Annotated in this window: 13 protein-coding genes; 6 read left to right on the top strand and 7 right to left on the bottom strand. The window is 47.6% G+C overall.

Annotation, left to right across the window (positions count from 1 at the left end; all coding sequences use genetic code 11):
- Window positions 1-20 precede the first annotated feature (20 nt).
- The 6 genes from Q1A41_RS00255 to Q1A41_RS00280 all read right to left on the bottom strand — a co-directional run bounded on the left by Q1A41_RS00255 (window position 21) and on the right by Q1A41_RS00280 (window position 9,378).
- Window positions 21-1,916, bottom strand: a complete 1,896-nt coding sequence (locus Q1A41_RS00255) for an acyl-CoA synthetase (RefSeq protein ID WP_299973035.1) — start codon at window positions 1,914-1,916, stop codon at window positions 21-23.
- Window positions 1,917-2,018: 102 nt separating this feature from the next.
- Window positions 2,019-2,789 carry a glucose 1-dehydrogenase gene (locus Q1A41_RS00260; RefSeq protein WP_299973037.1) on the bottom strand — a complete coding sequence of 257 codons (771 nt, stop codon included), beginning with the start codon at window positions 2,787-2,789 and terminating at the stop codon, window positions 2,019-2,021.
- A 190-nt stretch (window positions 2,790-2,979) separates the two neighbouring features.
- Window positions 2,980-4,167, bottom strand: coding sequence for an acetyl-CoA C-acyltransferase (locus Q1A41_RS00265; protein ID WP_299973040.1), 1,188 nt, complete (start codon window positions 4,165-4,167; stop codon window positions 2,980-2,982).
- A 99-nt stretch (window positions 4,168-4,266) separates the two neighbouring features.
- Entirely contained in the window at window positions 4,267-6,393 is a 2,127-nt protein-coding gene (locus Q1A41_RS00270) for a 3-hydroxyacyl-CoA dehydrogenase NAD-binding domain-containing protein (protein WP_299973042.1), read from the bottom strand.
- An 85-nt stretch (window positions 6,394-6,478) separates the two neighbouring features.
- Window positions 6,479-8,287 carry an acyl-CoA dehydrogenase gene (locus Q1A41_RS00275; RefSeq protein ID WP_299973044.1) on the bottom strand — a complete coding sequence of 603 codons (1,809 nt, stop codon included), beginning with the start codon at window positions 8,285-8,287 and terminating at the stop codon, window positions 6,479-6,481.
- Between the two features lie 308 nt (window positions 8,288-8,595).
- Window positions 8,596-9,378 carry an SDR family oxidoreductase gene (locus tag Q1A41_RS00280; protein WP_299973046.1) on the bottom strand — a complete coding sequence of 261 codons (783 nt, stop codon included), beginning with the start codon at window positions 9,376-9,378 and terminating at the stop codon, window positions 8,596-8,598.
- A 240-nt stretch (window positions 9,379-9,618) separates the two neighbouring features.
- On the opposite strand from Q1A41_RS00280, the gene Q1A41_RS00285 reads away from it, so the two are divergent.
- From Q1A41_RS00285 to Q1A41_RS00305, 5 genes are all read left to right on the top strand, one after another.
- Window positions 9,619-11,169 (top strand): PAS domain S-box protein, encoded by a 1,551-nt coding sequence (locus Q1A41_RS00285; protein ID WP_299973049.1) that lies wholly within the window; start codon window positions 9,619-9,621, stop codon window positions 11,167-11,169.
- Window positions 11,166-11,756 carry a response regulator gene (locus Q1A41_RS00290; RefSeq protein WP_299973052.1) on the top strand — a complete coding sequence of 197 codons (591 nt, stop codon included), beginning with the start codon at window positions 11,166-11,168 and terminating at the stop codon, window positions 11,754-11,756. Before Q1A41_RS00285 ends, Q1A41_RS00290 begins: the two co-directional genes overlap by 4 nt.
- A 151-nt stretch (window positions 11,757-11,907) precedes the next feature.
- The gene (locus Q1A41_RS00295; protein WP_299973057.1) at window positions 11,908-12,438 is read left to right on the top strand and encodes an EF-hand domain-containing protein; all 531 of its coding nucleotides are present in this window, start codon (window positions 11,908-11,910) and stop codon (window positions 12,436-12,438) included.
- A gap of 78 nt (window positions 12,439-12,516) precedes the next feature.
- Window positions 12,517-13,974, top strand: coding sequence for an ATP-binding protein (locus Q1A41_RS00300; RefSeq protein WP_299973060.1), 1,458 nt, complete (start codon window positions 12,517-12,519; stop codon window positions 13,972-13,974).
- A 46-nt stretch (window positions 13,975-14,020) separates the two neighbouring features.
- Window positions 14,021-14,692 (top strand): response regulator, encoded by a 672-nt coding sequence (locus Q1A41_RS00305; protein WP_299973063.1) that lies wholly within the window; start codon window positions 14,021-14,023, stop codon window positions 14,690-14,692.
- Window positions 14,693-14,784: 92 nt separating this feature from the next.
- Here Q1A41_RS00305 and Q1A41_RS00310 read toward each other — a convergent pair whose 3' ends face one another.
- Window positions 14,785-17,289 carry a zinc-dependent metalloprotease gene (locus Q1A41_RS00310; protein ID WP_299973066.1) on the bottom strand — a complete coding sequence of 835 codons (2,505 nt, stop codon included), beginning with the start codon at window positions 17,287-17,289 and terminating at the stop codon, window positions 14,785-14,787.
- A gap of 273 nt (window positions 17,290-17,562) precedes the next feature.
- On the opposite strand from Q1A41_RS00310, the gene Q1A41_RS00315 reads away from it, so the two are divergent.
- The gene (locus Q1A41_RS00315; RefSeq protein WP_299973068.1) at window positions 17,563-18,855 is read left to right on the top strand and encodes a valine--pyruvate transaminase; all 1,293 of its coding nucleotides are present in this window, start codon (window positions 17,563-17,565) and stop codon (window positions 18,853-18,855) included.
- The last annotated feature ends 171 nt before the right edge of the window (window positions 18,856-19,026 follow it).

Below are 19,026 nucleotides of genomic sequence, written 5' to 3' on the forward strand. Positions count from 1 at the left end.
TATGTGTTTTCTGAATACTCTCAGATCACTTTCACTTCGGTTGCAAAGGTATATTCGCCAAGCTCTTGACGTACCAATTCGGCAAGTGTTTCTGCATTTTTGCATTCAAACTGAACTAGCTGTCCGTGCTTTTTCGAAGCTTCAACACTAAAGCTGGCCTGTAATTCTTGCAGCTTATCGGCAAGGTGTAGGTTTACCACCTTCGCTACAATGTCATTGCGTAAATCGGGTTTAAATATTTTACCTACGGCCGTTACAGGCATTTGCTCTACAAAATAAATTTCTTTAGGCACTGCCGCTCGCTCAGCAATATTGCCCATTGCAAATTCCAAGAATTCCCCTTCGTTCTCCTCCTGGCCGGGTTTTAGTTGTAGGTAAACCACAGGTACTTCGCCAACACGCTTATCAGGCTTACCAATAGCAACCGCTTCGGCGACAGCCGGGTGAGTGTAGAAGACTTCTTCGATCATTTGTGGATCGATATTGTGTCCTCCACGAATAATAAGGTCTTTGCTGCGGCCGGTTAACCACAAATAGCCTTCTTCATCGAGTCGGCCAAGATCGCCAGTATTAAACCAGCCGTCTTCAACCCATTGCCCTTCATTTTGCGAGGCTTGTTTATAACCATTAAATACATTTGGCCCTTTGATGGCGATACAGCCGGCTTCATTGGTATCGCAATCACGTAGCCAGTGGCCATTGTCGTCCACCTCGACGATGCGTAGCTCCATGTAGGGTAGGCGCAAACCAACAGCGCCAACTTTGCGCTCCCCATAGCGCGGGTTTGCTGTGGAGGCGCAGGTGCCCTCGGTTTGACCATAGCCTTCTAAAATAGATAAACCGGTTTTTTCTTCAAAGTTGCGGATCAGCTCAGTGGCTAAAGGCGCTGCGCCACATAGGCAGAAATCCAAGCTGGATACATCGCTATCGCCAATGGGAACTTCAATTAATCCGCTAAGAATAGTAGGCACGCAGCTGAAGTAGCTGACTTTATAGCGCTCAACAATACGCCAGAAGTCCTTAATCACCGTAGGATTACGATAGCCTTGTGGACTTGCCAGTACAGCCTCAGCACCTTGCGCCCAAGTAGCTAAGCCGGTAACAAATACGGCGTTTACATGAAATAGCGGTAAGCCGGTTAATGATACAGCCCCTGGACCAATATCGAGCCCGGCTTTCATTTGCCATACAGTGGTTAGCTCATTGAAGTGGGTGTGGGGTGCCAGCTTGGGTGTGCCCGTCGTGCCGCCAGTATGGAAGTATGAGGCTATATCGTCCTGTTGTATTTCACGGCCGCTATCTAGGCTGTCACTATTGTGCTTAGCAATCGTGTCATCAAAATCTAAAATAGTATCGCTTAAGTATTCTTCGCGATCGGCTGTCATGGCCACTGCAAATTCCGCCGGCATAAGTTTGCCCATATCAACAGCCAGAATATGGCTAAGGCTTGGAACCAATTCTTTAACCGCGATGGCCTTATCCCAGAGCTCAGCACCAGGGAATGGGGCTAGGGTAACCAGAACTTTTGTTTGCGCTTCATTAAGAATCGCAGCGATATGTTCAATTTCCAATAAAGGGTTGATTGGATTAAAAATACCCGCCGCTTCACTGCCCCAAATAGTAAAATGCGTATGAGGCAGGTTGGGTAATAGCATGGATACCGTGTCATTAGCATTGACGCCAAGATGGTGCAGTGCGTTGGCTGTCTGGGTGATTTTCCCAAATAGCTCTTTATAGCTGTAACGAATAGGTTCCTCATCGGCGCTACCCTGCAATAGAAAGCTCAGTGCTGTTTGTTCGGCATATTGCTCTGCTTTATCACGCAGCAAATCATAGGTGCTGCTGTGCTCTATGCGTTCTTCAAATGGGGTGGTCTCAAGGGCTTGTAGGTCTTCGAGTGAGGAAATATTCATCATGCTTTTCGCTATTATTGGTTAGATGTAAAACGTTAGACGTTAGATGTGAGACATTGGATGATGACTAGAGCACTCGCTTCTTTCGCTTCACATCTCGCGTTATTAAATTCCCGTGCAATGTATTGCACCGTCTACTGGCAACACTGTACCAGTAATAAATGAGCCAGCATCACTGGCTAAGAGTATCACCGGTCCTACTAATTCTTCCAGCTTGCCAAGGCGTTTTGCTGGCATGCGCGTAACGTATTCTTGTCCGGCTGGACTATCAAAATAAGCGGTATTAATTTCAGTTTTGAACCAGCCAGGTGCGATTGCATTCACACGGATATTATTTGCCATTAAATCTAAAGCCATAGAGCGGCTTAGTTGGACTACCGCGCCCTTAGAAGCACAGTAAGCGCTTTGTCCGTACTTAGCAGTAATGCCGAGTACTGAAGCGATATTGATAATGCTGCCCGGCTTATCGGCTGCTACTAAACGTTTGGCGCCTTCTTGGGCTACGTGCCACACACCTTTGAAGTTGGTGTCCATTACAAAGTCTAAGGATTCATCGTCAATTTTGAGAAAGTTCTTTGCATCAGCAACGCCGGCATTATTTACGATAACATCGACCGTGCCGAAGGTGCTTTCAGCTTGATCATAAGCACTTTGAATACTGTCTTTATTGGTAACATCCATCGATACGGCAAGGGCTTTGCCGCCTCGTGCTTCGATCTCTTGCACAAGCTCTGCTAAACGCTCTTGGCGTCGGGCGGCAACAATAATATTGGCACCGGCTTCGGCAAGCCCAAGGGCTAAGCAGCGCCCGATACCAGAAGAAGCACCGGTGACCAGCGCATTGCGACCGTCAAGAGAAAATTGTGGGAGGCTCATGATTATCTCCTATCTAGTGATCACCTAATTGAGAGCAGGAATTATCGACTAACAGTGGTTTTATCGCATTAACATAAGTTAGTGGCTGAACACCTTACATTAGCAGAACGAATAACTGAGGGTAGGTGAATCTATGTGGGGTGGCGTAAGAAGTGAAACTGGCAGCCCGAAAGGCTGCCAGCTAAGTGTGTTATACGATTTCGAATAGACCAGCAGCACCCATGCCGCCGCCAACACACATTGAAACAACGGCCCACTTGGCGCCGCGACGTTTACCTTCTAATAGAATGTGGCCGGTAGTACGCGCACCGGTCATGCCGTATGGGTGACCAATGGAGATTGAACCGCCGTTAACATTGTATTTGGCCGGATCAATACCTAAGTGATCACGACAGTACAAACACTGTACAGCAAAGGCTTCGTTAAGCTCCCATAGATCAATATCGTCTACGCTCAAACCATGCTGCTTTAGTAGCTTAGGAATGGCATAAATAGGACCAATGCCCATCTCTTCTGGCTCATTACCTACGGTCATCATGCCGCGGTAAATACCGAGAGGCTCAATATTGCGCTGTTCAGCCAGTTTGCCGTCCATCACAACACAAGCCGAAGCTCCATCAGATAGCTGGCTAGCATTACCTGCTGTCACGCAACCACCTTCGATAACTGGGTTTAGGCTTTGTAGATTTTCTAGGGTAGTAGAAGGGCGGTTACCTTCATCTTTTGTAAGCGTTACTTCTTCATAAGAAACCTCTTTGGTTTCTTTGTTAACAATGGCTTTAGTTGCAGTGATAGGCACGATTTCATTGTCAAACAGGCCAGCTTCTTGAGCAGCGGCGGTGCGTTGTTGAGACTCTAAAGAATACTGATCTTGTACTTCACGGCTGATGCCGTATTTCTTAGCAACATATTCAGCAGTCTGTAGCATTGGCATGTAAGCATGCTCGTTCATTTTGATCACGTTCTCATCGAACTGATCCGCCGCCATTTTGCCGTAAGGAATTTGCACAGCAGAAATGTTGTCCTGGCCACCGGCAACAATACAGCTGTAGCCATCAACCATAATTTGTTTGGCTGCAGTAGCAATAGCCATTAGACCAGAAGAGCACTGACGATCGATAGTTTGTGCGCCTGCCGTTACTGGAACACCAGCAGCGATAGAAGCGGTGCGCGCAATGTTGTTAGCAGCGGTGCCAGCGTTTAGTACGGAGCCGATAATGACATCTTCGATTTCAGCGCCTTCGATACCAGCGCGCTCTACCGCGTGCTTAATGGCATGGCCGGTCATGGTAGGTGATTTGATATTGTTTAATGCGCCACGAAAGGCCTTGCCGATCGGGGTGCGAGCTGTTGATACGATAACCGCTTCTTTAGTCATGGTGTTGATCCTCGTTAGAATTTATAGGCATTATTTAGACATCAGTCTAGCGCCTGGCCCTCGAGCACACAGTGCTATGAGGGCCGAATTTACGGTGAATTAAGACGCTTGCTCCGCGTCGTACTGCTTAAAGCTTTTTCCTTCGCTCGCTAAACGCTTGAGCAATGGAGAAACCTGGAACCACGTTTGGCCATAATTGCCCAGCTGTGCTTGATACTTCTCTAGCGCGGCCACCACGGTATCTAAGCCGATCTCATCAGCATACTGCATTGGGCCGCCACGATAAACGGGGAAGCCATAGCCGTTGCAGTAGATTACATCGATATCGCTGGCACGATAGGCGATGCCTTCATCAAGGATTTGGGCGCCTTCATTGATAAGTGGGAATAGGCAGCGCTCTAAAATTTCTTGACCGCTAATCTCACGTTGCTCAACACCATGTTGCTCGGCCAGGGCTTGGGCTATGCTGGCAACTTCTGGATTGCTCTGCTTATCTCGGCCCTCATAAATGTAAAAGCCTTTGCCGGTCTTTTGACCGTAATTACCTTGATCATAGAGTGCATCACAAACTGCGGTATAGCTGTCGTCGCGGCCGTAGAACATATCGCGATTGCCTTGGCGGGTCAGATAGCCAACATCGATGCCAGCAAGATCAATCATGGATGGTAAGCCCATCGCTAAACCCCAGTTATACAGAACTTTATCGATCTGCTCTGGGCTGGCGCCTTCCATTACTAAACGTGAAGCTTCACGTCCATAAGGTTCGAGTCCACGGTTGCCAATAAAGCCCCAGCAAACGCCGGCGACGACTGGCATCTTACGTATTGTTTGGGCCATTTTGATGGTCGTCATTAGTACATCGTTGGCGGTTTTGGCGCCGCGAACAATTTCTAATAAACGCATAACATTAGCAGGGCTGAAAAAGTGCAAGCCAATAACATCTTCAGGTCGCGAAGTGCTGGCGGCAATTTGATCGACATCTAATGTGGAGGTGTTGGTCGCTAAAATTGCGCCTGCTTTACAGGTTTTATCCAGCGTTGCGAAGACTTGCTTTTTAATGTCCATGTTTTCGAAGACCGCTTCGATAACAATATCCACTTCGGCCAGATCGGCATAATCCAGGCTGCCTTGAATTAGATTCATACGCTCGCCAACTTGAGCTTCAGTTAAGCGACCTTTTTTAGCGCTGATTTCGTAGTTCTTACGAATCACCCCTAGTCCGCGCTCAAGCGCATCTTCTTTAACTTCAAGCAAAGTAACCGGAATACCCACATTGGCAAAGTTCATGGCGATGCCGCCACCCATGGTGCCGGCACCGATAATGCCCACGGTTTTAATTGGGCGCAGCGGGGTTTTAGGATCGACGCCAGGAATCTTGGTGGCGGCGCGTTCGGCAAAAAAGATATGCTGTTGAGCGCGGGCATGGGGTGTTTGCATGCAGCTTTCAAACAGTTCTGTCTCTTTAGCTAGTCCTTCGGCGAGTGGTAACTCACAAGCCGCTTCGATGCATTGGATATTCATTTCCGGTGCATAAAAACCGCGAGTCTTGCGTGCAATGGATTTTCTAAACTCAGCAAAAAATTCCGCGCCTGGGTTTTCAACGCTTAAATCGGCGCAGCTTTTACAAGGCGCATTTTGCGCGGCTAACTCTTTGGCGTAGTCGATAGCGGCAGCAACAAAATCTTTTGCTTCACCATCAAAGATTCGGTCGATAGCACCGGCTTCCATCAGTTTGCTTGCAGCAACAGGGGCACCACTAGTCACCATCCTGGTAGCCATCTCGGCGCCGATTAAACGGGGTAGACGTTGAGTGCCACCTGCGCCTGGAAGAATACCAATGTTTACTTCGGGCAAGCCACATTTGGCACTTGGCAAGGCGATACGGTAATCACAAGCTAGGGCTAATTCAAAGCCGCCACCTAAGGCCATACCATTAACCGCAGCTACGATTGGTTTAGGGCTATTTTCTAACTCGACCAATAGGCCAGGGAGCATGGGTTCGGTATTAAATCCGCCGGCTGCAAATTCAGCGATATCGGCGCCGCCGCAAAATAGTTTTCCTGACGAAGCAATAACAATAGCGTCAATATCTGAATTGCTTATCGCTGTTGCATAGGCTGCTTTAATCGCGGTGCGTAGATCTTTACCGAGACCATTAACCGGTGGTGAATTTAATGTGATTAGCGCAATATTATCTTGCTGGCTGTAGAGTGCCGCTGAGCTCATGGTGTTTCCTTTTAATCTATATAAAAGCAAAAAGGTTAAATCAAAAGGGCAGCCTTGTGGCTGCCCATTTTTTTACACTTTATTTTTAGAACCAAGCGTCTTGCATGGCTAAACAAGTATCGTCTTGGCTTTGCAGTAGCTTGGCCTGGTAATCAATTTCTGGCAGCTCCCACTGAATGTAGTACTGGGCGGCTTGCAGCTTGCCACGATAAAAGTTTTCTTCGTCCTGGTGTAGATCTGTTGCCAGTGCTTTGGCTGCGATAATGGCTTGCTTGAGCCAAATCCAGCTCACCAAAACACGACCAAACATATCGAGGTAAACCGTGGCATTTGCCATGCCTAAATCAACTTCGCCTTTACCTAGGGTGCCGAGCAAACTCATGGTAGTTTGATCCAAGCTCGCTAGTGCCTCTTCAATGGACTTGGCCCAAGCTGAAGTTTCTGCGATCGTCTTAGCTTCTTCTGTGCTAGCGAGGATCTCATCTTTTAAGGCTTGATAACCTGCTAGGCCATTCATTGGTACCTTACGGCCTAATAGATCCAAGCCATGAATACCTTCGGCACCTTCGTGAATTGGGTTCAAGCGGTTGTCACGGTAATACTGTTCAACGGGGTATTCGCGAATATAACCAGAGCCACCCAAAATTTGAATGGCGTGCTCGTTGGCACGTAGGCCATATTTCGATGGGAAGGATTTCACCATTGGGGTGATTAAATCCAATAAGGTGAAGGCTTGTTTACGCTCTTCTTCGCTTGTTGCGGTATTGGAATCTTCGAACAATTGGCTTGCATAAAAACATAAAGCCATTGAGCCTTCGACATAAGCTTTTTGTGCCAACAGCATGCGGCGTACATCAGCATGCTCAACAATATTAACCTGCTTAGATGTAGGATCTTTTTGTGAAGGCAGGCGACCTTGTGGGCGGTTACGCGCATAATCCAACGAGTAGTTATAACCTTGGTAGCCCAATACTGCGGCGCCCAAGCCAACACCAATACGTGCTTCGTTCATCATTTGGAACATATAGGCTAGGCCTTTGTGGGCCTCACCGACTAGATAGCCGACAGCACCATCTTTCTCACCAAAACTTAGAACGGTTGAGGTGGTATTGCGATAACCCATTTTGTGCAACAAGCCTGCCAGTGCAACGTCATTGCGCTCGCCTACGCTGCCGTCTTCGTTAACCATAAACTTGGGGCAGATAAATAGTGAGATGCCTTTGGTGCCTGCCGGTGCACCTTCGATTTTAGCCAACACCATGTGGACAATGTTTTCAGTTAGGTTGTGATCACCGGCTGAAATAAACATCTTTTGACCAAAGATGCGGTAAGTGCCGTCGTCTTGTGGTTTGGCTGTGGTTTTAATATCGGCTAGGGCTGAACCTTGGCCTGGCTCGGTTAATGCCATGGTGCCGGAAAAGCGTCCGTCCATCATCGGTGGCAGATATTTAGCTTTTTGAGCTTCATCACCAAAGCTATGAATTAGGTTGGCTGAGCCCAATGTAAGGAAGGGGTAGCCGGTAGACGAAATATTAGCGGAAGAGATATAGGACATGGCTGCGCGCAGAATGATTTCTGGCATCTGCATGCCGCCTTCTTCAAAATCGTAGTGGGCGGCGAGGAAACCCGCCTCTGCGAAGGCATTCCAGGCTTCTTGGGTCTCTGGAATCAGGTGCACATTCTCGCCATCAAAGGTCGGCTCGTTGGCATCACCTTTGGCATTGTGGTTGGCGAAGTACTTTTCGGCGATGGTTTTGGCGGTTGCCAAGGTGGCATCAAACACCTCGCGCGAATGTTCTTGGTAGCGTGGACGCTCTAGTAGGGCTTCACTGTTTAAGAACTCATACAGTAGGAATTCAATATCGCGGTCGTTTAGTAGCGGTGTTTGTGACATGGTGGCTTCTCGTGATTATCGCTATTGGAGCTTTTTGGAGTCTACTTTGCTATTTGCATCAAAATAGGGGTATACCCCTATTTTCGCTAAAAGGTCAGATCAAATCAAGTGTTGTGAGAGGTTGTTAGACATCAAGGTGTGTATTTTCGTGGATATTGCAGAATGTCTTGGTTGAGGGGCGCTTTGCTGGGGCGTCTCCGACTTGGAGGAGGAGCCGAGCTGGCATGGATGCCGCTTTTTGCGTACCCAGCAAAGCGCCCCTCAACCAAGGCAGGCGGTCAGGCCTGCACTAGCTTCACAGGTGTCTTCTAAGCAATCAGAGTCGTACCACCATCAACAGGGATAATCTGCCCAGTAATAAATCCTCCAGCCTTACTGGCTAACATGATGGCAACGCCTGCGATATCGCTGGCTTCACCCCAGCGATGCATTGGGATTGCGGCGCATTCAGCCTCAAAAGCCTCTTTATTGGTGCTCAAAAACTCAGTCAGCTTAGAGTAGAAGCGACCGGGTGCGATAGCGTTAACACGAATATGGCTCTCGGCCAGCTCTTTACCCAAAACGCGAGTAAGCTGATGCACGGCCGATTTACTGACCGCATAGGTGAAATTATCGAGGCCATTACCAACGATACCGGCAATAGAGCCAATATTGATCACGCTGCTATAGCTATCTTGACTAGCTTTGGCTTTCAGTAGGGGGAGTAAGGCTTGAGTTAGGAAGAATGGGCTTTTGGCATTGATATCCATAACCTTATCCCAGCCTTTTTCTGGAAACTGGCCAAACTCGCCAGCCCAGCCAGTGCCAGCATTGTTTACCAATACATCAATATGGCTTTCGCGCTCATTGAGGGCTTGGGTTAAAGCAATGATGCCTTCATTGGTGGCGGCATCTCCAGGCAGTGCAACACAGTCGCCGTATTGGCTTAATTCAGCCGCAGCCGCTTCGCAGGCCTCTGCTTTGCGGGCGGTGATGTAAACACGTGCAGCGCCAGCCTCGAGATAACCCTGAGCAATGTAATAGCCAAGGCCACGTGAGCCACCGGTGATTACACATACCTTGCCTTGCATTCCAAATAGATCATTTAGCATTTTGTTCTCCGGTTTCTTCTGCTGTCTATATTGCTATCTGTACTCGCTATCTGATAATAAACCAGCCAGCGTGCTGGGAATGGGCAGAGACTAACAAAGCCAGGCTGCAAGGGCTTATTTATTCTTGTGATACGCCAACATTCACGATTAGCTTTGCTGGTGGGAATTGCTGCTTTTTCCACTAAGGGGAATCACCTATAATTATCGTTCAAAGACGCGCAATTATTAGGTGTAAAAACCATGGACAGTCTGGAGCCAGCTTCCAACCTGCAAGAATATAACGAAGCTCGCTATCGTATATTGGCTGAGCAGTCGGGGGTGATGATTACTTTGCATCGCCCAGGTGACTGGGCTTATACGGCCGTTAATCCAGCCGTGGAGCAGCTCACGGGTTATCGCGCTGATGAATTGCTGGGCCTGCCGGCTTATGAAATGTTCCACCCAGAAGATGCCTGGGCCATGCAACACAAGCTGATACCGGCCATTAAAAAGCACGGCACACGCACCTTTCGCTATCGCTCGCGTAATAAGCAGGGTGAATATCGTTGGGTTGAAAGTACTCACCGCTCCATTCGTGATAAAAACACTGGTGAGCTAAAAGAGATTATTGCCGTTACCCGCGAAGTTCAACAGGAAGTAGAAGCTGAACAGGCGGTGCAGCGTTTAGCGGATGTGGTAGAAGCCAGTGCCGATTTGGTTTTGCTTTGTGATGAACAGTTGCAGGTTTTAGATTTAAACAGTGCTGCGAAACAGGCGCTAGGCCGTGATCAGGATGAAGAGCGATTTTCTTTGCGCGACTATTTAGCCACTGAGAGTGTGCAAAAAATCCGTACCATTGCGCTGCAGGTTGCACGCCAGAAAGGTCGCTGGAAAGGTGCTATACGTCTAAAACTGCCGGGTCGTAAAGATGGCTTGTGGCAGTTAGAGCAGTTGATTGCGACCAATACCGAGCCCGTATATGGTTTGTACTCCCTAATTATTCGAGATCGCAGTGAAGAGCTGGCGGTGCAACAGGCCTTGCAAGATAAGCAGCAGCAATTAGCTCACAGTGAGCGCTTGATGAGCCTCGGTGAAATGGCCAGTGGCTTGGCCCATGAAATTAACCAGCCATTGGCGAGCTTATTAAATTATGCGCGCGGTGGTTTACGTAAGCTCAAGCGCGAGGAAGATTTAAGTCCAGAGCAACTTAATAAATTATTGAGTGCAATGGAAAAACAAGCGGAAAGAGCGGCAGCAATCGTGCAGCAGTTACGCTCGATGGTGAAGAAAACCCCACATCGCCCAGAACTCATTGAGCTTCGTCAATCTTTGCGTGAAGCCGCAGAGTTCGTTACGCAAGAGCTAGAGCAACAAGCGGTGAATATTGTTTTTCAAGAGCCGAGGTCAAAAGCTTGGGTCATGGCCGATAAAGTGCAGCTTCAGCAAGTGTGGGTGAATTTGTTGATCAATGCTTTGGAGGCGATGGCCGAGAATGCTGCCCAAGATTCTACTAATAAACTCAATGAAGACCCTCGCACCATTAAAATCAGTATCGAAGAGCAACTGGAAGTCGCATCTAAAGGCCGTTACTGGCAGGTAGCGGTCAGTGACCAGGGCTCTGGAATTCAAGCCCAAGCGATCAAGCAGGTGTTTGAGCCTTATTACAGCTCCAAGAATTCAGGCCTTGGTTTGGGCCTGTCCATATCTCGCTCTATCATTGAGAGCTTAGGTGGCCGAATCGAAGTTGAGAGTGATGGCTGCAGTTACAGTTGTTTTAAAGTCCGCTTAGCGGCCGCAGGTGAAGACTTATGAACCCAATACTAATTGTTGATGATGATGCGGATTTTCGTGAGTCGCTGTCTTGGTTACTGGATAGTGCCGGTTATTCAAGCCAGGGCTACGCGAGCGCTGAAGAATTTCTCGCATCCTACCAAGGTGAGCCAGCTTGCCTATTACTCGATGTGCGTATGACGGGGATGAGTGGCTTGGAATTACAGCGTCAATTGCTTGATAAGTCTTATCAAATACCGGTGATATTGATCACAGGGCACGGTGATGTGCCAATGGCGGTAGCCGCCATGAAAAACCATGCCTTTGATTTTATTAGCAAACCATTCAATGACGAGAGTCTGCTCGATATTATCGCTAATGCGGTGGCTGACATTCCTAGGCGCTTTGTTTTGCAAGGTCAGCAGCTTGATGCAAGGGCGAACTGGGAAGAACTCAGTAAGCGCGAGCAACAGGTGGCAGCTCTGGTAGCTGAAGGCGGTAGTAATAAGAGTGTGGCTGAAGATCTAGGTATCAGTGTCAAAACCGTTGAGATTCACCGTTCTCGAGTTATGAAGAAGATGAAAGCTGATAATTTGGCGGCGCTAATACAGCAGATAGCACTGCTTTGATAATGTTAGTCTGATCAAGCTTGTGGCGCCCCTTAACGTAAACTGCTTGAGACTCCTTAATTCCTCCATATTTGGTGCAAGCTGGCTGCCTAGTATAAGCAGCAAGTCACAGAGATGTGGCCATACCCATTAAGAGAATCGAGGATGTAAAATGAAAAAGCTACTTACTATGGTAATTGCACTAGCGGCGACTTCACAGGCTTATGCCTTCCCTGGTGGTCAGGAGATGAAAGAAAAGTTGGACTTAGATGGCGACGGTCATATCAGTCGTTCTGAAATTAAAGCCGCTAAGTCCGCGCGTTTTGCGGATATTGATGTCAATAAAGATGGCCAGCTAAGCCAGAGTGAATTGAGCAGCTATGGCGAAGCCAAAAAAGCCGAGATGCAAAACAAAATGTTTGCACGCCTTGATGCCAATGGTAATGGCACGGTAAGCGTTGAGGAATTTCTAGAGCGTCGACCAGAGCAAAAAGAGCAGGTGGCTAAAAACCTGTTTGCACTAGCGGACAAAAATATGGATGGTCAGCTTACCCAAGCCGAGATAGTGGCTATGAAATCAGATCGTGCTGCTGTGAAGTTTGCACGAATGGATCTAGATGGTAATGGCCAAATTAGCGAAGAAGAATTTGAGCAAGGTAGCCGCCGCGGAAAAAAAGGCATGCGCAAAAGTTTTCGCCGCTAATTAGCCGCTTACTATATTAAAGTGAGGATCGCTGAATGTTGTACTTTGGCTCTTGTAAATTTGTTATGAAAACTACTTATGAACATTAAATTACAAGGTAAGTTGTTTCTCGCTTTTGCTTGCGCTACCGCCAGTGTGTTACTGGTGGTAGCTTGGTTTGCAAATTGGAATTTCGACAAAGGTTTTCGGGAGTATTTAAATCAAGCCGCCATTGAACGCACGGAATCTATTCGAAATGCGTTGGTGGAGCACTACAACAGTACCGGTTCTTGGCAAGATTTGCAGGATAACCCCCAGCTCTTAAGACAGTTGATTTTACAGACCATTGATTGGGATCGCCATAAGCGTTTTATTGAAAAGTCGAGGCGATCCGATGGCGAAAATATAAGCCGAAAACAGGAAAAGCACCGCCGCAAAATCTTTGAAAGACATTTTCGTGAAGCGCGTTATCTGCGTCTATATGATGAAAAAGACAAGTTAATAATTGCTTCGTCCTCCTGGCAAGGCGGTGTTGAAGATGAGTTGCGCGTCCCCTTGATGCTTGATAACGAGCAAATTGGCACCTTTGCACTGCGCAAGGTCAGGCTCAAACGTAATCGTCTTGATTATGAGTTTCGTGAGCAGCAACTTAAGAAGCTTTGGAAAGTTGTTGTTTTTGCCTTGCTGATCTCTGCCCTGTTGTCCTGGTTACTATCGCGTAATCTGATCGCTCCGATTCGTGAGCTGGCTAAGGGTGCTGCAGCATTGGGCGATGGAGATTATGCCCGTCGAGTTGAAGTGCGTGGTTCTGATGAGTTGGCCAGTCTTGGTCGTGATTTTAATCAGCTGGCCTCTACCTTAGAAAAGAACGAGCAATCGAGACAGCAGTGGATCGCTGATATTTCCCATGAGCTACGTACACCATTAGCGGTTTTACGGGGTGAAATTGAAGCCGTTTTGGATGGTGTGCGAGAGTTTAATTCAGACAATGTAAAATCCCTCCATGCTGAAGTTCTGGCTTTAGGCCGCTTAGTCGACGATTTGTATCAATTGGCCCTATCCGATGCAGGGGCGCTGGATTATCGCTTTAGTCGGGAAGATCCGCGCGAGCTTCTAGAGCTCTCCTTAGATGCTTTTGATCTTCGCTACCAGCAAGCGAGCTTATCTTTATCTGCCCCTCATTTGCCTCAGCTGAATGCGGCTATTCGAGCGGACCGCAAGCGTTTCACCCAATTGATGCATAATCTTTTGGAAAACAGCTTGCGCTATACCGATGCTGGAGGGCAGGTGATTTTGAATGCTGAGGTTTTAGATGAAAATCTAAAGATTACCCTAGTGGACTCATCGCCATCAGTGGCAGAGGAGGACCTGCCGAAAATATTCGAACGCTTGTACCGAGTCGATCAATCCCGCAGTCGGGAGCACGGAGGCTCTGGATTGGGTTTATCCTTGTGCAAAAATATTGTTGAAGCCCACGGTGGGCGTATTAGCGCCGAAGTTTCCAATATTGGTGGTTTAAAGGTGAGTGTGTATCTCCCGCTTTGGTCTGATGAATAGTTAGCGTGAATAGAAGTTGGGAGTCGGTTTTAGAAGAGGCTTTGCTATGACAGAAAAAATACTAATTGTAGAGGATGAGCCTAAGCTGGCCCAGCTTCTGCACGATTATCTAAAGCAAGAGCTTTTTGATTGTCACATCTTACTAGATGGTGCTGATGTAGTTGATTGGGTTAAGGCAAATCAGCCAGATTTAATTTTATTGGACTTAATGCTGCCTGTAAAAGATGGCATGAGTATCTGCCGAGAGCTTCGCCAGTTTTCCAGTGTGCCAATTATCATGACCACCGCCAAGGTCGAAGAGATTGATCGCCTGCTTGGTTTGGAGCTTGGCGCTGATGATTACATTTGTAAGCCTTATAGCCCGCGAGAGGTGGTGGCGCGTGTTAAAGCGGTAATGCGACGCTATCACAGTGCGCCCACTCAAGAGCAAAACAGCAATGAGATTGTCATTGATGAGCAGCGCTACCATGTGGAAGTATTCGGTCAGGCTTTGGATTTAACTCCAGTAGAGTTTCGTTTGTTTCACTATCTTTATTGTCATTCTGGGCAAGTCTTTTCTCGGGATCAGTTGATGGATAAGCTCTATAACGATGGGCGGGTGGTCACCGATAGAACCGTTGACAGTCATATTAAAAACCTCCGTAGAAAGCTAGCCGCCGTGACAGAGCAAGAATTGATTCATTCGGTATACGGTGTAGGCTATCGCTTTGAGTTGTGAGAGCTTTAAGTCAAGGGAAGATGATAGCCAAACAAAGAAAAAGGGCTGCAATAATGCAGCCCTTTTTGCTATTAAGATAAAACTGCTTACCTTTAAATTGGATCACCTGGCGGCAAAACAATACTCTGCAAACTTCCTTCTTGTTTCTTTAACCACTTATCAATATCGCGGGCAATTTGTTGCTCATGGGCACTGGCTTTACGCTTGTCTTTTAGGCGCTTGCCAAGCAAGGCAAGCTTTTGATTAAGCTCTGCACGTACACTGTGGCTGGTATTCTTATGGGCCGCGCTGGCTGCCATTTTCTGTACCACCACTTGCTGCACTACTTCCTGAATCTGGCGATCTTGTGGGTCTTTTGCGGCCTTAATATCCCAGCTGGCTTTTAATAGCTTATCCAGCACTTCTGTTAGGCTTGGGTAATCACCGCGGGAGGCAAAGTTTTCTATGCGTTGTAAGCGCTCAGGACGCAAGATTTGCTCTACGCTTAATGCCGCTGATGCTTCAATAGCCGCTTCGGTATCAAAGATAAGGTTAGCGCGTCCATTCAGGGTTTCGCCTTGGTTAAAGCGGCCCTCGGCAGGGGTAATTAATTCTAATGCGGCCTTAGGTAAGCGCAAGAACTCTGGGCTCAAACTTTCTAGAATAAGATCTAATGCACGTAGCTGCTCTGCTTTAGGCACAATCTCAACGGTCATCTGACCATCACCACGGCTGGCATAGCGGTAATCAGCACCACCCAGACTTTGAGCTGCTGCGTTAAGCTGGAAACGGTGATGCATATAGCTTGGCAGCAAGATATAGCGCAGATTACTGTAGGGCTCATCAGGGCGCAGCAGTTGTTCACCAAAGTTATCTAAGGCAATGCGGCGCACTTTATATTCGTGGGCCAGTTGGTCAACCAAGTTGTTACCATTATCCCAAACCGAGGTTTTCGGATGTGCGGCGCGGGTGAATTTATTATTAATGTGGTTTATATAGATTAAACCGCGATCAATACTTTCTTTAATAACGGCGGCTAGCTCAGCCTGTTCTTTTTCTTTATCGAACTCACCGTATAGCCAACGAATGCTTAATTTATCGTATTCACCAATGCGCTGTAGATAGGCATTGCTGACATCCAACTTGCCATCCTTAATGTCGATCATTGGCGCTGGGTAGTCCATAACACTTTCGCGGCCGTAACTCGAGGCCATAAAATTATGGGGCAGGCCGATGGTGTGGCCGACTTCGTGCGCAGACAGCTGACGTACACGGGCTAAGGCCATTTCCACCGCCGTCTTATCGCTGCTGCTGGCCATGTGGGCTAGGTATTCAAAACTTGGGGCATCCGCCAGGATACACATATTGTGATTGTCACTATTACTATGGTTCGCTCCATGGCTGTCACTGTGCATTGGGTAGCCTTCCAATGCTTTGCGAGCATGTAGATAATCTTGGCGCAAACGCAGGCTGCCTAGGTTTACATTGCCTTTGATAATTTCCCCAGTACGCGGGTCCATAATAAAGCTGCCGTAGGAATAGCCACGTGTTCGGCGATGCGTCCAGTGAATCATGTTATAACGTGAATCTTGCGGATCGGCGTCTTCAGGCAAGACTTTAACCTGGAAGGCGTCAATAAATCCTGCCGCTTCAAAGGCTTCGTTCCACCACATGGCGCCTTCGATTAAGGCACTGCGGATAGGTTCTGGAGTACCGCCATCCACATAGTAAACAATCGGCTCTTTGGCTTCAGAGCGCTCGCGATCTGGATATTTCTTTTCTAGGCGATGACGGCCTGCTAGACGCACAAATAAATCTTGCTCGATCGCGGTGCCATAATCTTGATAAGTGTGACCAAGGCTACCAATTCGTGGGTCAGCATAGCGTGGGGTATAACCGGTAGGTGCAGCAATAAATGTATGATGCTGACGTAAGGTTACGGAATTTGCATTAGCCGCTGCGCGCCATACCAAATCACCTGGTTTGCTGCTTGCAAAGGTTAGGCTAACTTCCACCTCGGTGTTATTGGGAAAGGCTTTGGTTCTAGGCATATGAAAGCTGCTGCGGTTTTTATCCAGCTTAAACTTACCTTGCTTGGCGCGATCTAAACGAGCCATAACTTGATGGGTGTCGCGAAGGAAATAATCATTGGCCTTTAGCAGATATTTGCCTTTGCTCTGGGCAATAATGGGAAATGCCCATTGGATTGATTGTGCAAAAGCCTCTTGAACCGCTTTACGCTCTGCTGGATTGTCACTATCAGCGCGAAACTTATAGTTCTTTTCCCAGAAATAGATTTTCGGGCCGACTTTACGAGCTTCCAATACAAAGGTGTGCCCAAGCTGCCCGCGATCTAAGCCCACAGGGTTGCTGCCTAAGCCCGAAGCCAATGAAACTTGATAGATAAACTCCTTATCGAGGTCGGCGACAGCCATATATAAATCGCCTTTATCTTCATCCCAGTATAAATCGACAAATCCCGGCATGGCCTGCATGCCTTTAGTCTTACTGGCAATACTAGGCAGTGCTGCCTGGCTTAGCATGGCAAAGCACAGCAAGTAACTGGCCAATAGCAGTTGAGTAGGACGTAGCTGTCCGAGACGAAGCTTTGAAAGCATATTTATTATCCTGTTCTGTCAATGGGGCGCATGAAGGCAGCGGCCCGCTGCCTTTACTAGAGCTCTTATCAAGACGAACAAATGCCTTAATAACGCAGCTTTGATAGCTAATTTAAGGGCAAACTGGCAGCCGATTCTACAGTTGTCGATTTTGCCTAGCAAAACGGGTAGGCTGGACCCATTTGATGGCTGAGCTTGCTTGCATAGATAGTTTAAAAAGACAGTTTATTGGGGCAAGCTCACAGGGCAATAAGTAGTAGATGGTGCAGAGGAATGGTTGAGGATTCAGGTAAATCGCAAGGTAAAAACAATGGGCTGTCGCGTCTTGGACAAAAGATGGCGGGTGATTCTGGCATTGTTAGCTTGATGGACGATTTAGGGCAAGCCTTGGCCTTGAACCCTGAAATGATATTTATGGGTGGTGGCAATCCAAGTCGAATTACTGAGCTAGAAGATATTTTCGCTGAGAAGCTACAAGCGGTTTTGGCGGATGAGCGCGAGCGCCATAAGTTATTTGGAATTTATCAATCCCCCCAGGGCGAGCTAGAGTTTTTACAAGCCGTTGCTCGACTATTAAATGAAGAGCTAGGATGGCCTGTCACTGCCGCTAATATTGCAGTGAGTAATGGCTCTCAGTCGGCTTTTTTTAATCTATTCAATATGTTTGGTGGCCGACAAGAAGACGGTAGTTACAAAAAAATCCAACTACCTTTGGCACCCGAGTATTTAGGCTATGCCGATGTGGGTGTTGAAGAAGAGCTCTTTGTCGCGGCTAAACCTAGGATTGAGGAGCTGGACGATAACCTCTTTAAATACCGTGTGGATTTTGATGAGCTGAATATCGGCGACGATATTGGGGCTATTTGTGTCTCTCGCCCAACCAACCCAACCGGTAATGTACTTACCGATGGTGAAATTCAAAAGCTTGATCAATTGGCAAGGGCGAAAGGTATCCCCTTAATAATCGACGGTGCTTACGGTACACCATTTCCCAATATGATCTTTAGCGAGGCGAAGGCGCACTGGAATGAAAACACCATTGTAGTGTTTAGCTTCTCTAAGCTGGGTTTGCCCGGTGCCCGTACGGGGATTGTGGTTGCCAATGAAGATGTGATTAAAGCGTTTACCAATACCAATACCATCGTTAGTTTGGCTTCGGGGACATTGGGGCCGAGCATCGGTAAGCAGTTATTTGCAGACGACAGTATTTTGCGAATCAGTAACGATATTATTCGCCCTTACTATGAAAAGGCCTCAAAGCTAGCTCAGGATGCAGTTAGGCAGTCTTTTAAAGGTTTACCCTATCGCTTGCACAAACCAGAGGGCGCGATGTTCTTTTGGCTATGGTTTAAGGGGCTTCCCATTAGTAGCGAAGAGTTGTATCAGCGCTTAAAAAGTCGCGGTGTATTGGTCGTCGCTGGACATCACTTCTTTGTTGGTTTGGATGAAGACTGGCCCCATAAAGATGAGTGTTTGCGCGTCACCTATAGCCAGAGTCCAGATGTGGTGGCCAAGGGGATCCAAATTATCGCTGAGGAAGTGAGTAAAGCCTATCAGAGCAATTGACGCTCTATAGTTTAGACGGCCAAGCTTAAATCTGTTGTTCTAAGACTAATTCCCTGTAAATCAGGTAGTTAGGGCGCCACTTTGCCTAAATTGGCGCTGTTTTCCTCATTCTATTTTTCTGACTTAAGCAAAACCAAAGCAGGCCGCTATAGCTTGGGCTATGGTTAAGAA

It is taken from the genome of uncultured Pseudoteredinibacter sp. (genome assembly GCF_947502065.1).
Taxonomy (GTDB): domain Bacteria; phylum Pseudomonadota; class Gammaproteobacteria; order Pseudomonadales; family Cellvibrionaceae; genus Pseudoteredinibacter.

Excerpts from the sequence above, each read along its gene's own strand:
- Q1A41_RS00255 (WP_299973035.1), bottom strand. The coding sequence starts at position 1,916 with ATGATGAATATTTCCTCACTCGAAGACCTACAAGCCCTTGAGACCACC.
- Q1A41_RS00260 (WP_299973037.1), bottom strand. The coding sequence starts at position 2,789 with ATGAGCCTCCCACAATTTTCTCTTGACGGTCGCAATGCGCTGGTCACC.
- Q1A41_RS00265 (WP_299973040.1), bottom strand. The coding sequence starts at position 4,167 with ATGACTAAAGAAGCGGTTATCGTATCAACAGCTCGCACCCCGATCGGC.
- Q1A41_RS00270 (WP_299973042.1), bottom strand. The coding sequence starts at position 6,393 with ATGAGCTCAGCGGCACTCTACAGCCAGCAAGATAATATTGCGCTAATC.
- Q1A41_RS00275 (WP_299973044.1), bottom strand. The coding sequence starts at position 8,287 with ATGTCACAAACACCGCTACTAAACGACCGCGATATTGAATTCCTACTG.
- Q1A41_RS00280 (WP_299973046.1), bottom strand. The coding sequence starts at position 9,378 with ATGCTAAATGATCTATTTGGAATGCAAGGCAAGGTATGTGTAATCACC.
- Q1A41_RS00285 (WP_299973049.1), top strand. The coding sequence starts at position 9,619 with ATGGACAGTCTGGAGCCAGCTTCCAACCTGCAAGAATATAACGAAGCT.
- Q1A41_RS00290 (WP_299973052.1), top strand. The coding sequence starts at position 11,166 with ATGAACCCAATACTAATTGTTGATGATGATGCGGATTTTCGTGAGTCG.
- Q1A41_RS00295 (WP_299973057.1), top strand. The coding sequence starts at position 11,908 with ATGAAAAAGCTACTTACTATGGTAATTGCACTAGCGGCGACTTCACAG.
- Q1A41_RS00300 (WP_299973060.1), top strand. The coding sequence starts at position 12,517 with ATGAACATTAAATTACAAGGTAAGTTGTTTCTCGCTTTTGCTTGCGCT.
- Q1A41_RS00305 (WP_299973063.1), top strand. The coding sequence starts at position 14,021 with ATGACAGAAAAAATACTAATTGTAGAGGATGAGCCTAAGCTGGCCCAG.
- Q1A41_RS00310 (WP_299973066.1), bottom strand. The coding sequence starts at position 17,289 with ATGCTTTCAAAGCTTCGTCTCGGACAGCTACGTCCTACTCAACTGCTA.
- Q1A41_RS00315 (WP_299973068.1), top strand. The coding sequence starts at position 17,563 with ATGGTTGAGGATTCAGGTAAATCGCAAGGTAAAAACAATGGGCTGTCG.